This is a genomic window from Streptomyces sp. XM4193, from assembly GCF_023072595.1.
GTDB lineage: Bacteria > Actinomycetota > Actinomycetes > Streptomycetales > Streptomycetaceae > Streptomyces.
Window position 1 is genome coordinate 408,136 of record NZ_JALLGK010000002.1, and the last position, 18,355, is coordinate 426,490.

The window sequence follows — 18,355 nt, forward strand, 5'->3', positions numbered from 1 at the left end:
CGGGCGAAGCAGTCCGCACGGAAGCCGCTCGGTGCGGCGAAGGAGCAGTGAGCGCGATGAACGAGAACGGTGTCCTCACCACGCACGGCGGCAGGCCGGCCCTGCGCTTCGAGCGCCGGCTGGCGCACGGCAGGGAGAGAGTCTGGCAGGCGGTGACCGACCCTGCCGAGCTGAGCAGGTGGTACCCGTTGCGCGTGGTGGGGCTGGAGCCCCGCGTCGGCGGGCGCATCTCCTTCGACGACGGCGAGGGGACGATCTACCCGGCCACCGTCACCGACTTCGAACCGCCGCTGCTCTTCGCCTTCGACGAGCACGACCCGGCGGACCCGGACCGCGAGCAAGACGACCACCTCAGGATCGAGCTGCACGAGGATCCGGCCGGCTGCCTGCTGGTCTTCACCCACGTCATGACCGATCCCTCGACCGCCGACGGCGTCAGCACCGGCTGGCGCGCCTGCCTGGACGCGCTGGCTGCGGCGCTCGACGCGTAGCGGCAGCCCTTCGCGTCGGCAGCCCTTCGCGCCCGGGCAGTCCGCATCCGGAGTCCGCGCCCGGGAGTCCGCGCCCGGGAGTCCGCGCCCGGGAGTTCGGGTCGATCCGGGCCGGTCGTGCGTGCGGGTCGGTCGTGAGCCCGGCCGGGCCGGCCGGTCGTGCGGGGCGGTCGTTCCCCGCTCACCGCCCGTCGGTGACGACGGGCCGGAGGGACGGGCTTCAGTGCACGTCGGTGACGACGACGTCCAGCTGCCAGGTGCGGCCGGCGCGTGTCGGGGGAGCGGTCTCGACCCGGAAACCCAGCTCGCCCAGGTGCGTCGCCAACTCCTCCGGCGTGCGCGGCGCCCGGGACGCGTCGGTGCGGAGCAGTGCACGCACCAGACGGCCCTTGGTGGCCTTGTTGAAGTGGCTGACCACCGTGCGCTTCTCCACGCCCGACACGAGACGGGAGTGCAACACCCGTACGGTCGCGGTGCGTTCGGCGAGCGCGCCGCTCGGCTTCCACATCGCCCCGTACGCGGCCGACCGCAGGTCGAGCACCAGGCCCTCGCCCGCCGCGTCCGGCAGCACCTCCTCCAGCGGCTCGCGCCAGTAGGGCCCGAGGCCGCCGACGCCCGGCAGCTTGATGTTGCCCGAGCATCGGTAGGCGGGGATCGGATCGTCGACGGCGACCGCGCCCCAGAGCCCGGAGAAGATCAGCAGCGACTCCCGTGCGCGTGCCCGCGCGTCCGCGTCCAGCGTCGCCAGATCGAGCGAGTCGTAGAGGACGCCGGTGTAGATCTCGCCGGCCGGGCGGGTGGCCGCCCCGTGCAGTGCCGCGTTCACCGCGACCTCGGCGCGCAGGCCGTGGCTGAGGCCCAGCACCTCGCGGGCCTTCTCCTCGTCCTGCGAGCACAGCTCCACCAGCTCGTCCAGGACCGCCCGTCGCGCCGCCGTCAGCGCGGGCAGTCGCAGCGCCTCCAGGTCGAGTGCGGGACCGCTCTCGACCTTGGCCTTGCCCTCGGACGGCGGCAGCAGTACGAGCACGGGTCACTCTCCTCGGTGCGTTCTGTGGGTCCGTGCGGGGCGGGCACGGCAGCCTGCCAGGTTACGCGTTCCCCGGTGGCGCTCGATCCCGGTGGCGGGAATCGCACCCCCGGGCGCCGCGTAGGATGACGGTCGGCAGACGAGTCGTGCGGGCGGTCGCGTCGGGCCCGGTGAGAGCCGTACCCGCCGAGGAACGTCCGGACTCCGCAGAGCAGGGTGGTAGGTAACGCCTACCTGGGGCGACCCACGGGAAAGTGCCACAGAAAGCAGACCGCCGGGGCCGTATCCGTACGGCACCCGGTAAGGGTGAAACGGTGGTGTAAGAGACCACCAGCGCCCAGGGTGACCTGGGCGGCTCGGTAAACCCCACCCGGAGCAAGGTCAAGAACGGCCGTCCTCGCGAGAGGCCGGCCTGCGCGAATGTTCGAGGGCTGCTCGCCCGAGTTCGCGGGTGGACCGCACGAGGTCGATGGTGACATCGGTCCCAGATGGATGACCGCCTCCCGGCGGGCCGCAAGGCCCGTCGGAGACAGAATCCGGCGTACAGCACGGCTCGTCTGCCCTCGCCGCGCCCCGCCGGGCTGCGCTCCCGCAGTATCCGGCGCATCGGCGGCGCGACCTCTCCCGCGGTGCCGCGGACGGCCTGTTCGGCTTGAAATCCCTCAACCCCCGCGTGCGCGCGGTGCTGTGACGATGCGTCAGACACGGACCGCGTCCCGGTCCGCGCTCAGGGACGCATCCGTCCCAGCAGCTCAACGAGGTACACGTCCCGCTATGGCGTCATTGGTCCGGTAATGCTGGTGTGCGTCGGTTCTGGTGCGCCACTCTTCAACTGCCGCCGCCACACGGACAGTCGGGCCGCTTCAGCAGCGCCCCGGCCCGGGTCGGCGGAGGCAGTTCAGCATCCGTGCGTTGACCGCGCCCGGTGCCGCTCGCAACCACCCACGGGAGAAGAAAGATGCGCAATCGACTCATGGCCAGGACCGTCGTCAGCCTCACCGCTGTCGCCGGCATCGCGGCGGGAACCCTCGCGGGCGCAGGTGTCGCCGCCGCACAGGCCGCGCCGGCCCAGCAGACCCAGCCGGCGACGGCGAGCGCCTTCGACGGCGACGTCACCACGCTGGCGGTGAACAACCTGGGCCTGACCGCCACGCAGGCGAAGAAGCTCCAGCGCTGGCTGAAGACGTACCACGGCTACAAGGGCGCCATCGACGGCAAGTTGGGGACCAACAGCTGGAAGGCGATGCAGCGCTTCCTGAAGAAGTACTGGAAGTACAACGACAAGATCGACGGGATCGTCGGGCCGAACACCATCAAGGCGCTCCAGCGCTACCTGAAGGCGCACCGGGGATACACCGGCGCGATCGACGGAATCGCGGGGCCCGGCACCAAGGCCGCCTTCAAGCGGATGGCCAACGCCTTCTGATCCCTCGGTGAGCCCGGCCGGGCCGTCGCTGAGCGGCGACGGCGCGCAGGCCACCGGAGAGCGGCGTGCCCCACTCGGGCACGCCGCTCTCGTACGTGGGCGACGGCCGTTCGTCGCGGCACCGGGTCCGACCGGTGCCGCGGTCACCGCCGGCACGCCGGTCGGGCAGTCGGCTCAGTAGCCGATGGTCAGTCCGAGCGTGGAGAGGACCGGCACCACCGGCTGGTAGTAAGTCCGGCCGCCGGTCGCGCAGTTGCCGCTGCCGCCGACGAGGATGCCGAGCGCGGTGCCTCCTGCGAGCACCGGACCGCCGCTGTCGCCGGGTTCGGCGCAGATGTTGGTGCTGAAGAGGCCGGTGACGGCGCCCTCGGGGTAGTTGATCGTCTGGTTGAGCGCGAGCACGGTGCCGCAGAGATGCCCGGTGGTCGACCCGAACCGGCAGACCGACTGGCCCACCGACGGACTGCCCGCGCCGGTCACCCGAACCGGGGCGCCGCCGCCGACGACCTCGCTCGGGTAGTCGAGATCCGGATTGGTGTAGCGCACCACCGACCAGGAGGAGCCGGGGAACTGTGCCGCGTGCGTCGTGCCGACCGGCACGGTGAGCCCCGCGTCCGCGTACCACTGGGTGCCCGCGGTGCCGCAGTGCCCGGCCATCAGGCCGAAGTAGTCGCTGCCGTCGGTGGCGTTGTACGCGACCATGCAGCGACCGCCGCCGGTGAACAGCGTCTGCCCGCCGCGTACGGCGTCCACCGCGGCCGGTGTGCGCGTGCTCTGCGGCGCGGCAGCTGTTGTCGTGTCCGGGCCCGAGGCGGCGGCCGGGTGCGGGGCCGCGAGTCCGAGAGCGAGCGCCGCGCACAGCGCCCCGAGGAGCGCCACCGCTCGGGCGCGGACTGCGCGGCTGCCGGGTCTGTGCCTCAACTGCGTGGTGACCGGGGTCATTTCACCCTCCTGGAGGGGTGCGGGGGACGGGGAGTCCGTACGGGCGTCGCCAGTGTCGGACCACCGCATCCCGCCCACAAGACCTCGGGAACCCTGCGCAGTGCAATCATCACCCGCGGCGACCGGCGACCGGCGACCGGCGACCGGCGACCGGCGACCGGCGACCGGCGACCGGCGACCGGCGACCGGCGACCGGCGACCGGCGACCGGGCCGGCTGTGGGGCGTGCCCGCCCGTCACCCGGTCCGTACGTCGAAGACGGTCACCGGGTCGCCGCCCGCTCCCGCGCCGCTGTCCGACGCCGCCTCGCCGCGCGTACCGTTCCGGCCGGACTCCTCCGCCGACGGGAGCGCACCGCCGAAGACCGCCGGGCCCCGGACGACCTGGCGGCCCAGGAGGGCGACCGCGTCGAGCCCGTTGCGGCGGATGTGGTCCTCGAAGGCGAGCAGTTGGAGGTAGCCGTCCGCGGCGTCCTGCACGCCGGTCGGATCGGCGGCGGCGGTCCTGGCGAAGGTGATCTCGACGCGCTGCGGCAGCGTGCCGTTCACCGCGCCGACCGTCTGGCCGGTACGGGCCTGCACCCGCTCCTCCACCAGCGTGCGCGCCGCCCGGTCCAACGGAGGCCCGGGGCGTGCCAGCACCATCGGCCCGGCGCCGCTGCGGGTCGCGCTCTCCGGCACCGCGGTCCAGGCCATCTCGGCGGGCGCACGGCCCAGCTCCGCCAACGCGTCGTGGAAGGCGCGCTCGACGGCGGGGGTGTCGACGGCCAGCGCGGAGAACATCTCGATCCGGCCCTCGGCGTCCTCCGGAATGCTCATGTCGACGACCACGCCGACCCAGTCCAGCGCGTCCGCCGGTTCACTGTGCGCGGTGAAGTCGGCCGGGTCGAAGTCGGCGACGTGCTCGGCGACCGCCAGGTAGAAGTCCTCGAAGTGCCTTCTGAGCTCCACCGATTCGCGCCACTTCGCGAAGTCGAAGCTCTCCGCTCCGACGAGCCCGGCCAACGGCACCTGCGCGCGGCGCAGCAGGTCCACGCTGAGCCCGCGGCGCAGCTGGGAGCGGTCGTAGCGGCGGTACCCGGACGCCGCGTCGACGGCCGCGGGCGACAGGATGCCGCGCTCGGCGTAGAGGCGCAGCGCCTTGTGCGACAGCCCGGTCAGCGTCGCGAACTCGCCGGTGGTCAGATCGTTGCTCATCGTTCTCCTGGGCTCCCGGGTCGACCGCGCGACCGCACGGTGCGCCACCAGCATGAGCGCTGCCCCTTGGGCAGGGTCCAGCCTCTGCGCGCGGGAGTCGGACGGATCCGCGGGAGGCCGGAAGCCCCGACCGTTCCTCCCTTAGGCTCGGGGCATGGCTGGAGAAGGCAGTGTCCGTGTGGACGTATGGGTCTGGTCGGTGCGGCTGGTCAAGACGCGGTCGCTGGCCGCGGCTGCCTGCAAGGCCGGGCATGTGCGGGTGAACGGCGATCGGGCCAAGCCCGCCCAGCCGGTGAAGGCGGGCGACGAGGTACGGCTCAGGCACGCCGGTCGCGAGTTCGTCGTCAAGGTGGTGACGCCGCTGCGCAAGCGGGTCGGCGCACCCGTCGCGGCCACCGCGTACGTCGACCACAGCCCGCCCCCGCCGCCGCGCGAGGCGGTCGCACCCGCCGGCCGCCGGGATCGCGGCGCCGGACGGCCGACCAAGCGGGACCGGCGCGAGACCGACCGCCTCCAGCGCCTCCAGCCCTGACCCTGCCGCCCCCGGAGACCGCGCCGACGGCCACGTACCCGACGCGCTCCCGCGCCCCCGGCGCCCGTGCGCACGCGTCCCGTCGCCGTGCGACCGACCAGCGGTGCGACCGGGCAGCGATGCGACCGAGCAGCGGTGCGGCGGGGTCTTCGTTGCGCCGGTCGGGAGCGGGGCGGGCGTGGGGCTTCGGCGGCGTCGCACGGGTGGCGGCGCTCCGCTCGCGCGAGCGCGCCGTCTGTGCCCACGCTTGGGTATGGAGAAGAAGCGTCCGGCGGAGCCCGAGTATCCCGTGGTGGTGGGGTCGTTCGGCGACAACAACCGCTACCGGCTGGTGTGGTTGCGAGGAGTGGGCTGGGAGCCGTTGGCGCACGAGGAGGTCGAGAGCCGGGTGCGGGAGGTCTTCCCGGACATCGACTTCGACGACCCCGAGCAGGTCCACTGGGTCGACGAGGCCGAGGAGTGGCCGGCCGGCCGGCCCGAGGACCCCTGAGACGGACGCGCGGCAGGGCAGCCTTCGCCTCCGGCTAGCACCCGGATGACAAACGCGCCGTCGGGCGTGAGGCAAAGGCCGCACTCCGGGCAGTGGACTGGTCGTCGTCGCGACCGCACTCTGTGCCCGTGGAAGACTCCTCGATATTCTCCGTACTGCTGCCGGCCGCGCTGGGCATCATCATGTTCGGCCTCGGTCTCGGCCTCACGGTCGCCGACTTCCGCCGGGTGGCGCGCTTTCCGCGCGCCGTACTCGTCGCCCTCTTCTGCCAGTTGCTCCTGCTGCCGGCGATCTGCTTCGCGCTGGTCGTCGGCTTCGATCTGCCGCCCGCGCTCGCGGTCGGCATGATGCTGCTCGCCGCTTCGCCCGGCGGGACCACCGCCAACCTCTATTCGCACCTCTTCGGCGGCGATGTGGCGCTGAACATCTCGCTCACCGCCATCAACTCGGTGCTCGCCGTCTTCACGCTGCCAGTCGTGGTCAACCTGTCGGTGGCGCACTTCCTCGACGGCGGCGACGGGGTGGGCCTGCGCTTCGACAAGACGCTCCAGGTCTTCGCCATCGTGCTGATCCCGGTGGTGCTGGGCATGTTCGTGCGCGCACGTGCGCTGGCGTTCGCCGAACGTGCCGAGCGGCCGGTGAAGATCGCCTCGGTGCTGATCCTGCTGGGCGCGATCGTCGGCGCACTCCTCCAGGAGCGCGAACGGATCGGGGAGTACGTCGCCGACGTCGGTCTGATCACCCTGCTGTTCAGCGTGATCTCGCTGGGCATCGGGTACGGCGTCGCGCGGCTCGCCCGCGTCGGCCACGGGCAGTCGGTGGCGTCCTGCATGGAGATCGGCATCCACAACACCACGCTCGCCATGACCATCGCGCTGAGCCCGAGCCTGCTGGACAACTCCGAGATGGCCATTCCGGCGGCCGTCTACAGCGTGCTGATGTTCTTCACCGCCGCCGGCGCGGGCTTCGCGCTCCGTGCGCTGGCACCGCGTACGGCACCGGTCGAGGACGCCGGGACCCGGGCGGGGTAGCGCAGCCGGGGCCGGGCCGTCCTCAGCCGATCCGCACGGCACGGCCCGAGACGCGCACCCGGGAGTCGCCGGCCGCGGGCAGCGCGACCGTCAGGGTGCCGGGTCTGCCCATGTCCTCGCCCTGGTGGAGAGTGAGCACCGCGCCGGGCTCGGCCAGGCCCAGCTCCCGGAGATAGCCGCCGAAGGCGGCGGCTGCCGCACCGGTCGCCGGATCCTCGACGACGCCGCCGACCGGGAACGGGTCGCGGACGTGGAAGACCGCGTCCGACTCGCGCCACACCAACTGGAGCGTGGTGAGCCCCAGCCGGGTCATCAGCGCGCGCAGCCGCTCGAAGTCGTAGTGCAGATCGGCGAGTCGGGCGCGGGAGGCGGCGGCGAGCACCAGATGGTCGTTGCCCGCGAAGGCGATCCGGGCGGGCAGCGCCGGGTCCAGCTCCGACGGCTTCCAGCCGAGCGCCTCCAGGGCCTCCGAGAGATCCTCGGCGCCGATCGGCGAGATGTGGGCCGCCACGCTGGTCAGCGTGGCGCGCAGCTGCTCGTCCACCTCGACCGGGACGGTGCCCGCCGCCGTGGTGAAGACCAGGTCGCCGGGCCCGTGGCGCTCGGCCAGCGCGACCGCCGCCGCGACCGTGGCGTGGCCGCAGAAGGCGACTTCCGCAAGCGGGCTGAAGTACCGCACGGTGAAGCCGCGTTCGGCAGTGGCCGAGCCGTCGGCCGAGCCGTGTGCAGGGCTGTCTGCGGAGCCGTCGGCCGAGTCGGCTGCGGGTCCGGCTGAGGGGCTTCGGGCAGGATTCGCGGGCGACGGGATGAGGAAGGCCGTCTCGGAGTAGCCCACCTCGGCGGCGATCTCCTGGAGCCGGGCGTCGCCCAGACCCTGCGCGTCCAGCACCACACCGGCGGGGTTGCCGCCCTCGGGGTGCTCGGAGAAGGCGGTGTAGCGCAGCACTTCCGGACCGGACACGGGGGTCTCCTCACAGCTGTTCGGGACGCTTCTGCCACCTCCAACAACCGTCGGCCCGCGGTTCGTTCCCGGACCGCGCACTTCCCGGCCGGTGGGCGTGTCCCCGCGCCCCGCGCGCGCCTCCCCGCGTGTGCGGCGCCGCCCGCGCCCACCCTGTACGTCGCGCGCCCTGCCCCGCGACCGCCCGCCGGCCCCGCGACCGCCCGCAGGCCCGCGTTCGCGCCGGAGCCGCCCGCGCCGCGTCGCAGCCGCCCCCGAGTCGGAGTCCGCACCTCCGCGCGTCCGGCCCGCGCGTCCGGCCCGCCGGCCGCGACGGCGCCCCGCGCGTGTGCCTCAGCCGCGTCCCACGTACGGCATGGTCGTCGCCATCACCGTCGCGAACTGGACGTTCGCCTCCAGCGGCAGGTCCGCCATGTGCAGCACCGTGCGGGCCACGTCGTCGGCGTTCATCACCGGCTCGACCGCGGTGCTGCCGTCCGCCTGTCGGATGCCGGTGCGCATCCGCGCGGTCATCTCGGTCGCGGCGTTGCCGATGTCGATCTGACCGCAGGCGATGCCGTACGGGCGGCCGTCCAGGGACAGGGACTTGGTCAGTCCGGTGACGGCGTGCTTGGTGGTGGTGTACGCGATCGAGTGGGGTCGGGGCGTGTGGGCGGAGAGCGAGCCGTTGTTGATGATCCGGCCGCCGCGGGGGTCCTGGGCGCGCATCGCGGCGAAGGCGGCGCGGGCGCAGAGGAAGGCACCGTTGAGATTGACCTCGACGACCGAACGCCAGTCGGCGTAGTCCACTTCGTCGGGAGAGGCGGCGGGGCCGAAGGAGCCGGCGTTGTTGAAGAGCAGATCGACCCGGCCGAAGCGGGCGGCGGTGTCCGCGAAGAGCGCGGTGACGGCCGACTCGTCGGTGACGTCGGTCGGCAGCACGGCCAACCGGTCGCTGCCGGTGGCGAGTTGGGCGGTCTCGCGGAGCGCCTCGGCCCGGCGGCCGGCGAGCGCGACCGACCAGCCCGCGCCGGCGAGTGCCACCGCGACGGCGCGGCCGATGCCCGACCCCGCGCCCGTCACCACGGCCGTCCGGGTGGCGTTCGCGGCGGTCTCGCCCCGCTCGTTCAGCGGCCCGTTGATTTCCGTCGTCATGGCGGCAGGGTACGAGACATCGGCTCCCTCGCCGTCGAGGGCCCAACTGCCGGGACGCAACCGGCAGGCCACCGACCCGCAAGGAGTATGACGCGTACGTGCCAACGCGACGCCATCCCCGGCCGCTGCACTCACCACCATGACGACGCATCCAGCGAGCACCTCCACGGGCCTGCCCGCCGGCCGGTCCGCGCACGCGACAGCGGACGCCGAACTCCTCTCCCACGCCCGCCATCTGAACCGCCGCCGGTTCCTCACCGTGACCGGTGCCGCCGCGGCGCTGGCGTTCTCCACCAACCTGCCCGCGCCCACCGCCACCGCGGCCCCGGCCCGCGAAACCCGGCTGGACACCGAGCCGTTCACCCTCGGCGTCGCCTCCGGTGACCCGCTGCCGGACTCCGTCGTGCTCTGGACCCGGCTGGCGCCCGAACCGTACGAGGCCGGCAGCGGACTGAGCGGCAAGCCGGTCAACGTCGCCTGGGAACTCGCCCGCGACCGCGGCTTCCGCCGCACCGTCCGCAGCGGCGAGGCCACCGCGCACCCCGAGTACCACTGGGCCGTCCACGTCGAGCCGGACGGACTGGAACCGGCGACCGACTACTACTACCGCTTCAGCACCGGGAGTTGGACCAGCCCCGTCGGCCACACCCGTACGGCGCCAGGGCCGGAGACCGACCCCGGCAGCCTGCGGTTCGGCGTGGTCTCCTGTCAGCGCTACGACCAGGGGTACTGGACCGCCTTCCGCCACCTCGCCGAGGAGGACCTCGACGCGGTGCTGCACCTCGGCGACTACCTCTACGAGTACCCGATCGACGCGAAGGGCGGCGCCCGCGACTACACCGACCGCCGGATCCCGCCGGTCTACAACCGCGAGACCGTCACGCTGGAGGACTACCGGCTGCGCTACTCCCTCTACCGCACCGACCCCGACCTGCAGGCCGCGCACGCCGCCCACGCCTGGATCGTCACCTGGGACGACCACGAGACGGAGAACAACTACGCCGGCGGAGTCCCGGAGAAGCCCGAGAACAACGTTCCGCCGGAGGAGTTCCTGGTACGGCGTGCGGCGGCGTACCGCGCGTACTGGGAGAACATGCCGCTGCGCCGGCCCCAACGCCCCGAGGGCGCCGAGCTGTTGCTCTACCGCAGGCTGCGCTACGGCAGCCTCGCCCAGCTCGATGTCCTCGACACCCGCCAGTACCGCGACGACCAGGCCAACGGCGACGGCTGGAAGGTCCCGAACGAGCAGTCCGAGGACCCGCGCCGCACGATCACCGGCGCCGGCCAGGAGCGCTGGCTGCTGGACGGCTGGCGGGACTCGGGCACGGTGTGGAACCTGGTGCCGCAGCAGACCGTGTTCTCCCGGCGCCGCGACCGGGTGCAGGGCCCGTTCCCGCTGTCCATGGACGCCTGGGACGGCTACCCGGCCTCGCGGGAGCGGGTGCTGGCCGGCGCGGAGGCGGCGGGGGTGGCGAACCTGGTGGTCCTCACGGGCGACGTCCACGTCCACTACGCCTTCGACATCCACCGCGACTTCGACGACACCACCTCCCCTCCCGTCGGTGTGGAACTCGTCACCACCTCCATCTCCAGCGGCGGCGACGGTGTACGCCGACCGGACAACTGGGAGGCCCTGATGGCGGCCAACCCGCATCTGCACTACTTCGACGGGCGGCGCGGCTATCTGCTGCTGACCCTCACCGCGGAGCGGCTGCGCGCCGACTTCCGGACGCTGGAGCGGATCACCACCCCCGGCGGCGCGATCAGCACCGCCGTCTCCTTCGAGTCGGCGGCGGGCGCCCCGGGCCTCAAGGCCCTGTGAGACCCGGTGTTTCCGGGGCCGCCGACCCGGGAACACCCGTCGCCGCCGCGCGGCCGCCCGGGCCGCGCGCTGTGACAGTTGCCACAGGCTCTTGTGTTGTCGCTGGTCAACGGCCCGGCGGGGAATACCCGTTGGGCCGCCGGGCGTCCTGGCTGGGAGAATGGTCCATACCGCTAACGTTCCCCCTGGAGAGAGGTACATGACCGACTCCGGTCCCACACCCCTGGCCACGACCTCCCCCGAAGGCTCCTCCGACGCAGCCGGTCGCACCGACTCCCGCACCCCCGCCGAGTCCGGTGCCCCCGTCGAAGCCGCGCCCCTGGCACGGCTGACCGCACCTCAGCGCGCGGGTCTGCTGATCACCCTGATACTCGGCAGCCTCACCGCGCTGCCCGCGCTGTCCATGGACATGTACCTCCCGGCGCTCCCGGAGGTCTCCGGCGAGCTCAGCAGCCCGGCAGCGCAGGTGCAGCTGACGCTCACCACCTGCCTGCTGGGCCTGGCCGTCGGCCAGATCATCGTCGGGCCGATGAGCGACCAGTTCGGCCGCAGACGACCGCTGATGGTCGGCATGATCTGCTACGTCGTCGCCAGCGTCGGCTGCGCCCTCGCGCCGACCATCGAGACCTTTACCGCGGTACGTCTCCTCCAGGGCCTCGCGGGCGCCGCCGGCATCGTCATAGCCCGCGCCGTCGTGCGCGACCTGTTCGACGGTCTGGCGATGGCCCGCTTCTTCTCCACCCTGCTGCTGATCTCCGGCATTGCCCCGATCCTCGCGCCGGTCCTCGGCGGCCAGGTGCTGCGGTTCACCAACTGGCGCGGCATCTTCGTCATCCTCGCCGTCATCGGCGTGCTGCTGGCGATCGTCGCCTGGCGGCGGCTGCCCGAGACGCTGCCGCCGGAGCGGCGGCACAGCGGGGGAGTGCCGTCCGCACTGCGCACCATGCGCGCCCTGCTGCGGGACCGGGCCTTCAGCGGCTATCTGCTGGTCGGCTCGCTGGGCTTCGCGGCGCTCTTCGCCTACGTCGCCGCCTCGCCGTTCGTCATCCAGGAGATCCACGGGGCCTCCGCGCAGACCTTCAGCCTGCTCTTCATGGCGAACTCGATCGGCATGGTCGCCGTCGGCCAGCTCAACGGAAAGGTGCTGGTCGGCCGGGTTTCGCTGGACCGGGTGCTGATGGTCGGACTCGGGGTCATCGGCAGCGCCGCCGTCGCCCTGCTGCTGATGACCTCCGGAGTCTTCGGCGAGGTGGGCCTGCTGCCCACCAGCGCCGGCCTGTTCGTGCTGATGTCCGGCATGGCGCTGGTGCTGCCCAACGCCAACTCGCTCGGCCTGATGCGCGCCGGCCACGCCGCCGGTTCGGCCTCGGCGCTGCTGGGCACCTCGCAGTTCCTGATCGGCGCCATCGCCTCGCCGCTGGTCGGCGTCGCGGGAGAGCACACCGCCGTGCCGATGGCCGTCGTCCAGGTCTGCACCGTCGGCCTGGCCGCGCTCTGCTACCTGGGGATGTGCCGTCCGTGGCGCAGCGGGAGCTGAGCGCGGGCAGCGCCGAGGAGGCCGGTCTGGACGCCGGTGAACTGGCCGCGATGACCCGGGAGTTGGACGCGCTGCCGGCCGCGCACTGGTGCGGCGGCGCGGTCCTGGCGGCCGGTCGCGGTCCGTACCTCGCGGTGCACCGCGCGACCGGCTGGGCGCAGCGCTGGGCGGACGCCCGCACCCCGCTGGCCCGGCCCGAGCCGATGCGCACCGGCACCCGGTTCGACCTCGCCTCGCTGACCAAGCTCTTCACCGCCGTCGCGGCGCTGCGGGCCCGGGAGTGCGGGCTGCTCGAGCTGGACGCCCCGGTGAGCCGGTACGTGCCCGAGTTCGGCGCGGCCGGCAAGGCGGCCGTCACCGTGCGGCAGCTGCTCACCCACACCTCCGGCCTCCGGCCCGAACTGCCCTTCCACGACGGCCACGGGCTGGAACTGCTGTGGTCCCAGGCGCTGTTGCCCGACCGCGGCCACCGCTACTCCGACCTCAACCTGATCGCGCTGCAACAGGTGGTCGAGCGCGTCACCGGCACCGCGCTGGACGTCTGGCTGCACACCGAGCTGACCGGTCCGCTGGGGATGACCGCCACCGGCTACGGGCCCGCACCCGGCGCCGCGGCCACCGAGGACCAGCGTCGTCCCTGGGCCAAGGCCGACCGCGGAATGCTGCGCGGAGTCGTCCACGACGAGAACGCCCACGCGCTCGGCGGGGTGGCCGGTCACGCCGGGCTCTTCAGCACCGCCGCCGACCTCGCCGTGTTCTGCCGCGCACTGCTGGACGGCGGCCGAGCGGGTGCGGTGCGGGTGCTGCGGGAGGAGAGCGTGGCGCTGCTGCTCGACCCGCCGGGCCTGGGCTTCGCCGTCGACCAGCCCTGGTTCATGGGGGAGTTGGCCGGCCGGGGAGCCGCCGGGCACACCGGCTTCACCGGCACCAGCCTGGTCCTGGACCGAGCCACCGACACCTTCCTGGTGCTGCTCGCCACCACCGTGCATCCGGTGCGTCCGACCCCGCCGGACAGCGGGCCGCGTGCCCGCGCCGCCACCCGTCTCGCCCGCGCCGTGCGCGGTCCGGCGCCCGTCCGCGCCTCCCTAGACTGAACCGGTGTACGACGAAGAACTCCGTGCGGCGCTCGCCGCCCAACTGGCCGGTCTGCCACCGCGGCAGGCGACCGCCGCGGTCGACCGGCTGATCACCAACTACCGCGGCCGGACCCCCACCGGCGCCCCGGTGCTGCGCGACCGTGCCGACGCGACCGCGTACGCCGCGTACCGGATGCCGGCCACCTTCGCGGCCGTCGGAGCCGCGCTCGCCGAGCTGGCGGTCCGGGTTCCGCACTGGTCGCCGACCACCCACACCGACCTCGGCGGTGGCACCGGCGCCGCGGTGTGGGCCGTCGCCGACACCTGGCGGGGGAGCGCGCGGAGCACCGTGCTCGACTGGGCCGAGCCCGCGCTCGCCCTGGGCCGCGAGCTCGCCGGACGCACCCTGCCGGCCACCGACTGGCGGCGCGCCCGTATCGGCCCGGACCTCGAACTCGCGCCGAGCGACCTGGTGACGCTCTCCTACGTCCTCGGCGAGCTGACCGGGGAGGACCGCGCCGCGGCCGTACGGGCCGCCGCCGAGGCCGCGCCCGTCGTGGTCGTGGTCGAGCCGGGGACGCCCGAGGGGTACGCCCGAGTGCTCGCCGCCCGCAGGGCGCTGGTCGAGGCGGGCCGCACGGTCCTCGCGCCCTGCCCGCACAGCGGGGCCTGCCCGATCGTCCCCGGGGAGGACTGGTGCCACTTCGCCGTACGGGTCGCACGTTCCTCGCTGCACCGGCAGATCAAGGGCGGCTCCCTGGGGCACGAGGACGAGAAGTTCTCCTACGTCGCCGCGGTGCGCAGCCAGGCCCTCGCACCGCCCGGGAGCGTGTCGGCCGGCGGGGACGTGCCGGCCGGTGAGTCCGAGGGCGGCGGCGGGTCGGCGCCGGACGGCGAGCCCGCGCCCGCCCGTATCGTGCGCCACCCCCAACTGCGCAAGGGGCAGGTGCTGCTCGAACTGTGCGAGGAGGGCGGAGGACTGAGCCGCAGGACCGTCACCAAGCGCGACAAGCCCCGCTACCGTGCGGCCCGCGGCGCCGAGTGGGGCGACCCCTGGCCGCCGGCCGGGACACAGCCTCAGACGGACTGAACGTTCCGATCCGCCGCCGCACCTGCACGCGTGCCCCGGACGCGCACGTGCCCGGACCTGCACGCGTGCCCGGAAGGTGCACGTGTCCGCACGCGCGTGCGCGGACGTGACGGCGGCCGGTCGCCTCCCGGGGTCGCCGGGAGTGCGACCGGCCGCGACGCGTCCGGTGTGCGGCCGGGTCAGCCGCGCAGTTCGGCGGTGCAGCACTTCACGCTGCCGCCGCCCTTGAGCAGCTCGGAGAGATCGATCGGGATGGGCTCGTAGCCGCGCTCGCGCAACGGCTCGAAGAGGCCGATCGCGGCCTGCGGAAGCAGTACGTGGTGGCCGTCGCTGACCGAGTTCAGGCCCAGCACCAGCGCGTCCTGCTCCTCGGCGATGATCGCGTCGGGGAAGAGTTTGGCGAGCACCGCCCGGCTGCCCGGCGAGAAGGCCGGCGGGTAGTACATGACCTCGCTGTCGCCGGAGTCGTCCAGCACGCACAGTGCGGTGTCCAGGTGGTAGAAGCGCGGGTCGACCAGGTCGAGCCCGATCACCGGCCGCCCCAGGAACTCCTGTGCCTCCGGATGGGAGAGCGGGCTGCTGCGGAAGCCGCGACCGGCGAGCAGCCAGGAGGCGGTGACGGCGAAGTCGCCCTCACCCTCGTTCACGTGCTCGGGCTCGTGGAAGGCGGTGTAGCCCCGCGAGGCGTACCACTCGCGGTGGGCGAGCGCCTCGGCCTCGCGCTGCGGATGCGCGAACCGTGCGCCGAGGACCTTCCCGTCGACGACGACGGCACCGTTGGCCGCGTACACCATGTCCGGCAGGTCGGGGTCCGGTTCCAGCTCCTCGACCGTGTGGCCGAGCGCCCGGTAGCGGTCGCGCAGGGCCTCCCACTGGGCGACGGCCAGCGGCAGGTCGACGGGTTTGCTCGGATCCATCCAGGGGTTGATGGAATAGGTGACGCGGAAGTGCTCCGGTGGGCACATCAGGAAGCGACGTACTGCGAACAACGAAAGCTCCTCACGGGATCGCCGTGTCTGCTGCGGACATGGTCCACCGATCGCCGGGAAAACGCAGCAGTTCTTGCGGCTGGTTCCGGCTGCAGCCGCCAACCGTCCTGCGGGCCGGAGGGCCCGTGCACAGCGGGATCCGGTGGTTTTGGTGTGGTAACGCGGAGTGTGCCGGGCCTCCGGCGCACCTCCGGGGCCTCGGACGACCGCTCCGAGTGTGACGGGATTCACCGCCCGGGGCCAACTTCCCGCGCCCGCGGTGGCGTTGGGAACGCCCGCACGAGGTCGCCGCGCCCGGTGAGAGCGGATGTTTCGGGAGTATCCGTGGAAACTTCCATAACGGGATGCTTTTCCGAGGGTGCCGGAACGCACTGTGACCACCCCGGTTTCCCGTTTCGGCCCGAGAGGGCGCAGGATGGGGTCAGTGATGGACAGCGTTCCGTGGATTCCGGCCGGATACGGCACCCGTGTTCCGTACCCTTCAGGCAGGTCCACGGCCCGGTCTGGAGTGAGGCGGTAGATGGAACGCGAAGGCAGGTTTTCCCAGTGGCTGCGCCGCCGTTCCAGGAGCGCGGACGACACGGCGGCCGAGGCCGCACGCGCCCGGGAGGATCTGCTGCTCGCCTCCGCGGCGGCTGGTTTCCCGCTCGCTCCCGCTGCCTGTCCGGAGGGCTACGGCTGCTCCTGCGAGCGCATCGGCTGCCCCACTCCCGGCCGCCACCCCGTCTCGTTCGCCTGGCAGACCCAGGCGTCCTCGGACCCGGAGCAGATCCTGCGCTGGGCGCGCAGCCGCCCGCTCGCGAACTTCATCACCGCCACCGGCCTCACCCACGACGTGCTGGACGTCCCCCTCAGCGCCGGCGAGTCGGCGCTGGAACGACTGGAGCGCGAAGGCGTGGAGGTCGGCCCGGTGGCCGCCACCTCCGACGGCCGGATGCACTTCTACACCACCACCCGCGGCACCCCGGACGACGAGGACGAGTGGTGGCCGTGCGAGCTGGACTGCCACCCCGAGACGATGGACGAGCATCCCGGGATGCGTTGGCACTGCCGCGGCAGCTACGTGCTTCTGCCGCCCTCGCGGCTGGAGGCCGACGGCGGCGCCGGACTCAGCTGGGTGCGCGCTCCGGAGCGCGAGCTGCCCGATCCGCTGACGCTGCTGGAGGCGCTGACCGACGCCTGCGCGGTCTATGTCGCCGCCCAGCCCGACGAGTTCCCCGAGTACGAGCGCGCCTCCTGGCCGGTGCGCTGAGCCGTCCGCCCACCGGGCGCCCCGCGGGCCGAACGCCGCCCGCGCGCGGCCCGCGCCCGCTTTCCCCCGGGCCTGCTGCCCTCGGGCCGGCCGGGCGGGCTGCCCGTCCGGGCTACTCGCCCTTGGCGGCGGTGCGTTGGGCGGTCTGGGCCAGGAAGACGATGCCGTTCGACTTGTTCTCCACCGTCGGCACCCGGACCAGCTGTTGCAGGACGAAGACCTCCGTCAGCGAGACCTTGGCCTCGCCCTCCAGCAGGGCCTTCGCACCGGGGCGCACCGGCGGCCTGATGCCGATGTTCGGTGCCACGGTCTGCTTGGTGTGCTGGTGCATGGTGAAGAACGCCAGCGCGTCCCCGCTCTTGGTGCGCAGCGCGAACGGTGCGTAGATCTTGTTGTTCGCCGCCAGGTCCGCGAACTCGGTCCGCGCTCCCTTGCGCGGCTTGACCTTCGCCCGCTTCTCCCGCTTGCCGGTGGTCTGCGGCCCGTCCGCGAAGTCGCCCTTTCCGCTGCCCAGATACGAGGTGTACGCCTTGCTCAGCTCGCCGGGCGCGGTGATCAGCCCGCCGTCCTCGTTCATCGGGACGTCGTCGGCGTGGCCGTCCTCGTCCTCCGCGAACTCCGGGACGTCGCCGGCCGCCACCACCGCCTGGTAGGAGGCCTTCCAGCGCTCGTCCACGCTCTGCCGGGTGAACGCCAGCAGGAGCCTGTTCTCACCGGAATCGGCGTTCTGCTCCACATTGCTGGCGGTGTCCACGACGAAGAACTTGGGCCAGCCCGCCTGCTGCGGGATGTGGAACTTGGAGTCCTTGACCTTCACCGGCTGCGGGGTCTGCTTCCGCTCCGGGTCGAGCGCCCGGAGCGTACGGATGTAGGCCTGGCTCCCCTCGCCGAGGGCGCCGCGCTCGACCGTGGCGTTGAGCTTGAGGTCGTGCTGGGCGAGCGCCTTGTTGGCGGTGGAGACGTAACCGTCGAGGACCTTCTGCGCCTCGGCCTCGGTGGTCGCGGGCACCACCGCGTTCTGGCCGTGCACCGTCATACAGCCCGACAGCGTCCCGGTCAGCACCACGGTGCTCACGGCTGCCGCCAGCACTCGCGTCTTCATGCCCGTGCCCTCCCCAAGTCCCGGAAAACCGCGGTCTCCGGGTGCTTCCCCAAACCGGCGCGACTCCCTGTCCGCGGCACCGAATCCTACCTGGCACCGCCTGTGCCGCCGTACGACGGGAGGCATCTGCGGCCCGTGCGGCGGGCGTTGGCGCGAGGGCGCCGGTGAGGCCGGCGCCGGTGCCCGCACCGGCCCGTACGACGGCCCGCACGACGGTCCGCACGCGCGCCGGTACGGCCGCCGTTGCGCCCGCACGCG

General features: G+C 73.2%; 17 protein-coding genes and 1 other RNA gene. 11 read left to right on the forward strand and 7 right to left on the reverse strand.

Annotated elements, in window-relative coordinates:
* The first annotated feature begins 56 nt into the window (after nucleotides 1-56).
* Nucleotides 57-491 (forward strand): SRPBCC domain-containing protein, encoded by a 435-nt coding sequence (locus MTQ01_RS09045; protein ID WP_247488401.1) that lies wholly within the window; start codon nucleotides 57-59, stop codon nucleotides 489-491.
* 220 nt (nucleotides 492-711) lie between these two features.
* Here the strand turns inward: MTQ01_RS09045 and yaaA are convergent, their stop codons facing one another.
* Entirely contained in the window at nucleotides 712-1,518 is an 807-nt protein-coding gene (gene yaaA, locus MTQ01_RS09050) for a peroxide stress protein YaaA (RefSeq protein ID WP_247488403.1), read from the reverse strand.
* Nucleotides 1,519-1,658: 140 nt separating this feature from the next.
* Here yaaA and rnpB point away from each other — a divergent pair.
* An RNA gene (rnpB, locus tag MTQ01_RS09055) (RNase P RNA component class A) lies at nucleotides 1,659-2,078 on the forward strand.
* Nucleotides 2,079-2,476: 398 nt separating this feature from the next.
* Nucleotides 2,477-2,944: a peptidoglycan-binding protein gene (locus MTQ01_RS09060; RefSeq protein WP_247488405.1), complete on the forward strand. Its 468-nt coding sequence runs from the start codon at nucleotides 2,477-2,479 to the stop codon at nucleotides 2,942-2,944.
* A gap of 174 nt (nucleotides 2,945-3,118) precedes the next feature.
* Here the strand turns inward: MTQ01_RS09060 and MTQ01_RS09065 are convergent, their stop codons facing one another.
* Complete coding sequence (locus MTQ01_RS09065; RefSeq protein ID WP_247488408.1) at nucleotides 3,119-3,886, reverse strand: S1 family peptidase; 768 nt, start codon at nucleotides 3,884-3,886, stop codon at nucleotides 3,119-3,121.
* 235 nt (nucleotides 3,887-4,121) lie between these two features.
* The gene (locus MTQ01_RS09070; RefSeq protein WP_247488410.1) at nucleotides 4,122-5,081 is read right to left on the reverse strand and encodes a MerR family DNA-binding transcriptional regulator; all 960 of its coding nucleotides are present in this window, start codon (nucleotides 5,079-5,081) and stop codon (nucleotides 4,122-4,124) included.
* A gap of 154 nt (nucleotides 5,082-5,235) precedes the next feature.
* Here MTQ01_RS09070 and MTQ01_RS09075 point away from each other — a divergent pair, with 154 nt between their 5' ends.
* The 3 genes from MTQ01_RS09075 (at nucleotide 5,236) to MTQ01_RS09085 (ending at nucleotide 7,134) form a co-directional block, all read left to right on the forward strand.
* Entirely contained in the window at nucleotides 5,236-5,613 is a 378-nt protein-coding gene (locus MTQ01_RS09075; RefSeq protein ID WP_247488412.1) for an RNA-binding S4 domain-containing protein, read from the forward strand.
* Nucleotides 5,614-5,866: 253 nt separating this feature from the next.
* Nucleotides 5,867-6,103 (forward strand): hypothetical protein, encoded by a 237-nt coding sequence (locus MTQ01_RS09080; protein WP_247488413.1) that lies wholly within the window; start codon nucleotides 5,867-5,869, stop codon nucleotides 6,101-6,103.
* A gap of 128 nt (nucleotides 6,104-6,231) precedes the next feature.
* Nucleotides 6,232-7,134, forward strand: a complete 903-nt coding sequence (locus MTQ01_RS09085) for a bile acid:sodium symporter family protein (protein ID WP_247488415.1) — start codon at nucleotides 6,232-6,234, stop codon at nucleotides 7,132-7,134.
* A gap of 22 nt (nucleotides 7,135-7,156) precedes the next feature.
* On the opposite strand, the gene MTQ01_RS09090 is transcribed toward MTQ01_RS09085, so the two are convergent.
* Together MTQ01_RS09090 and MTQ01_RS09095 are read right to left on the reverse strand one after the other, a co-directional pair.
* A complete protein-coding gene (locus MTQ01_RS09090) occupies nucleotides 7,157-8,095 on the reverse strand; it encodes a PhzF family phenazine biosynthesis isomerase (RefSeq protein ID WP_247488417.1) in 939 nt (312 codons plus the stop codon).
* 333 nt (nucleotides 8,096-8,428) lie between these two features.
* A complete protein-coding gene (locus MTQ01_RS09095; protein ID WP_247488419.1) occupies nucleotides 8,429-9,229 on the reverse strand; it encodes an SDR family oxidoreductase in 801 nt (266 codons plus the stop codon).
* Nucleotides 9,230-9,368: 139 nt separating this feature from the next.
* On the opposite strand from MTQ01_RS09095, the gene MTQ01_RS09100 reads away from it, so the two are divergent.
* From MTQ01_RS09100 to MTQ01_RS09115, 4 genes are all read left to right on the forward strand, one after another.
* The gene (locus MTQ01_RS09100) at nucleotides 9,369-11,051 is read left to right on the forward strand and encodes an alkaline phosphatase (protein WP_247488421.1); all 1,683 of its coding nucleotides are present in this window, start codon (nucleotides 9,369-9,371) and stop codon (nucleotides 11,049-11,051) included.
* Between the two features lie 199 nt (nucleotides 11,052-11,250).
* Complete coding sequence (locus tag MTQ01_RS09105; RefSeq protein ID WP_247488423.1) at nucleotides 11,251-12,588, forward strand: multidrug effflux MFS transporter; 1,338 nt, start codon at nucleotides 11,251-11,253, stop codon at nucleotides 12,586-12,588.
* Nucleotides 12,561-13,682 (forward strand): serine hydrolase domain-containing protein, encoded by a 1,122-nt coding sequence (locus MTQ01_RS09110; protein ID WP_374207663.1) that lies wholly within the window; start codon nucleotides 12,561-12,563, stop codon nucleotides 13,680-13,682. The genes MTQ01_RS09105 and MTQ01_RS09110 overlap by 28 nt, the downstream gene beginning before the upstream one ends.
* A 4-nt stretch (nucleotides 13,683-13,686) precedes the next feature.
* Nucleotides 13,687-14,754, forward strand: a complete 1,068-nt coding sequence (locus tag MTQ01_RS09115; protein WP_247488425.1) for a small ribosomal subunit Rsm22 family protein — start codon at nucleotides 13,687-13,689, stop codon at nucleotides 14,752-14,754.
* A gap of 179 nt (nucleotides 14,755-14,933) precedes the next feature.
* Here the strand turns inward: MTQ01_RS09115 and ddaH are convergent, their stop codons facing one another.
* Entirely contained in the window at nucleotides 14,934-15,743 is an 810-nt protein-coding gene (gene ddaH / locus MTQ01_RS09120; protein ID WP_374207664.1) for a dimethylargininase, read from the reverse strand.
* Between the two features lie 520 nt (nucleotides 15,744-16,263).
* On the opposite strand from ddaH, the gene MTQ01_RS09125 reads away from it, so the two are divergent.
* On the forward strand, nucleotides 16,264-16,995 hold the full coding sequence (locus tag MTQ01_RS09125; protein ID WP_247488427.1) for a bifunctional DNA primase/polymerase: 732 nt from the start codon (nucleotides 16,264-16,266) through the stop codon (nucleotides 16,993-16,995).
* Between the two features lie 112 nt (nucleotides 16,996-17,107).
* Here MTQ01_RS09125 and MTQ01_RS24930 read toward each other — a convergent pair whose 3' ends face one another.
* Nucleotides 17,108-18,097, reverse strand: coding sequence for a hypothetical protein (locus tag MTQ01_RS24930; protein ID WP_282613413.1), 990 nt, complete (start codon nucleotides 18,095-18,097; stop codon nucleotides 17,108-17,110).
* Nucleotides 18,098-18,355 lie beyond the last annotated feature (258 nt).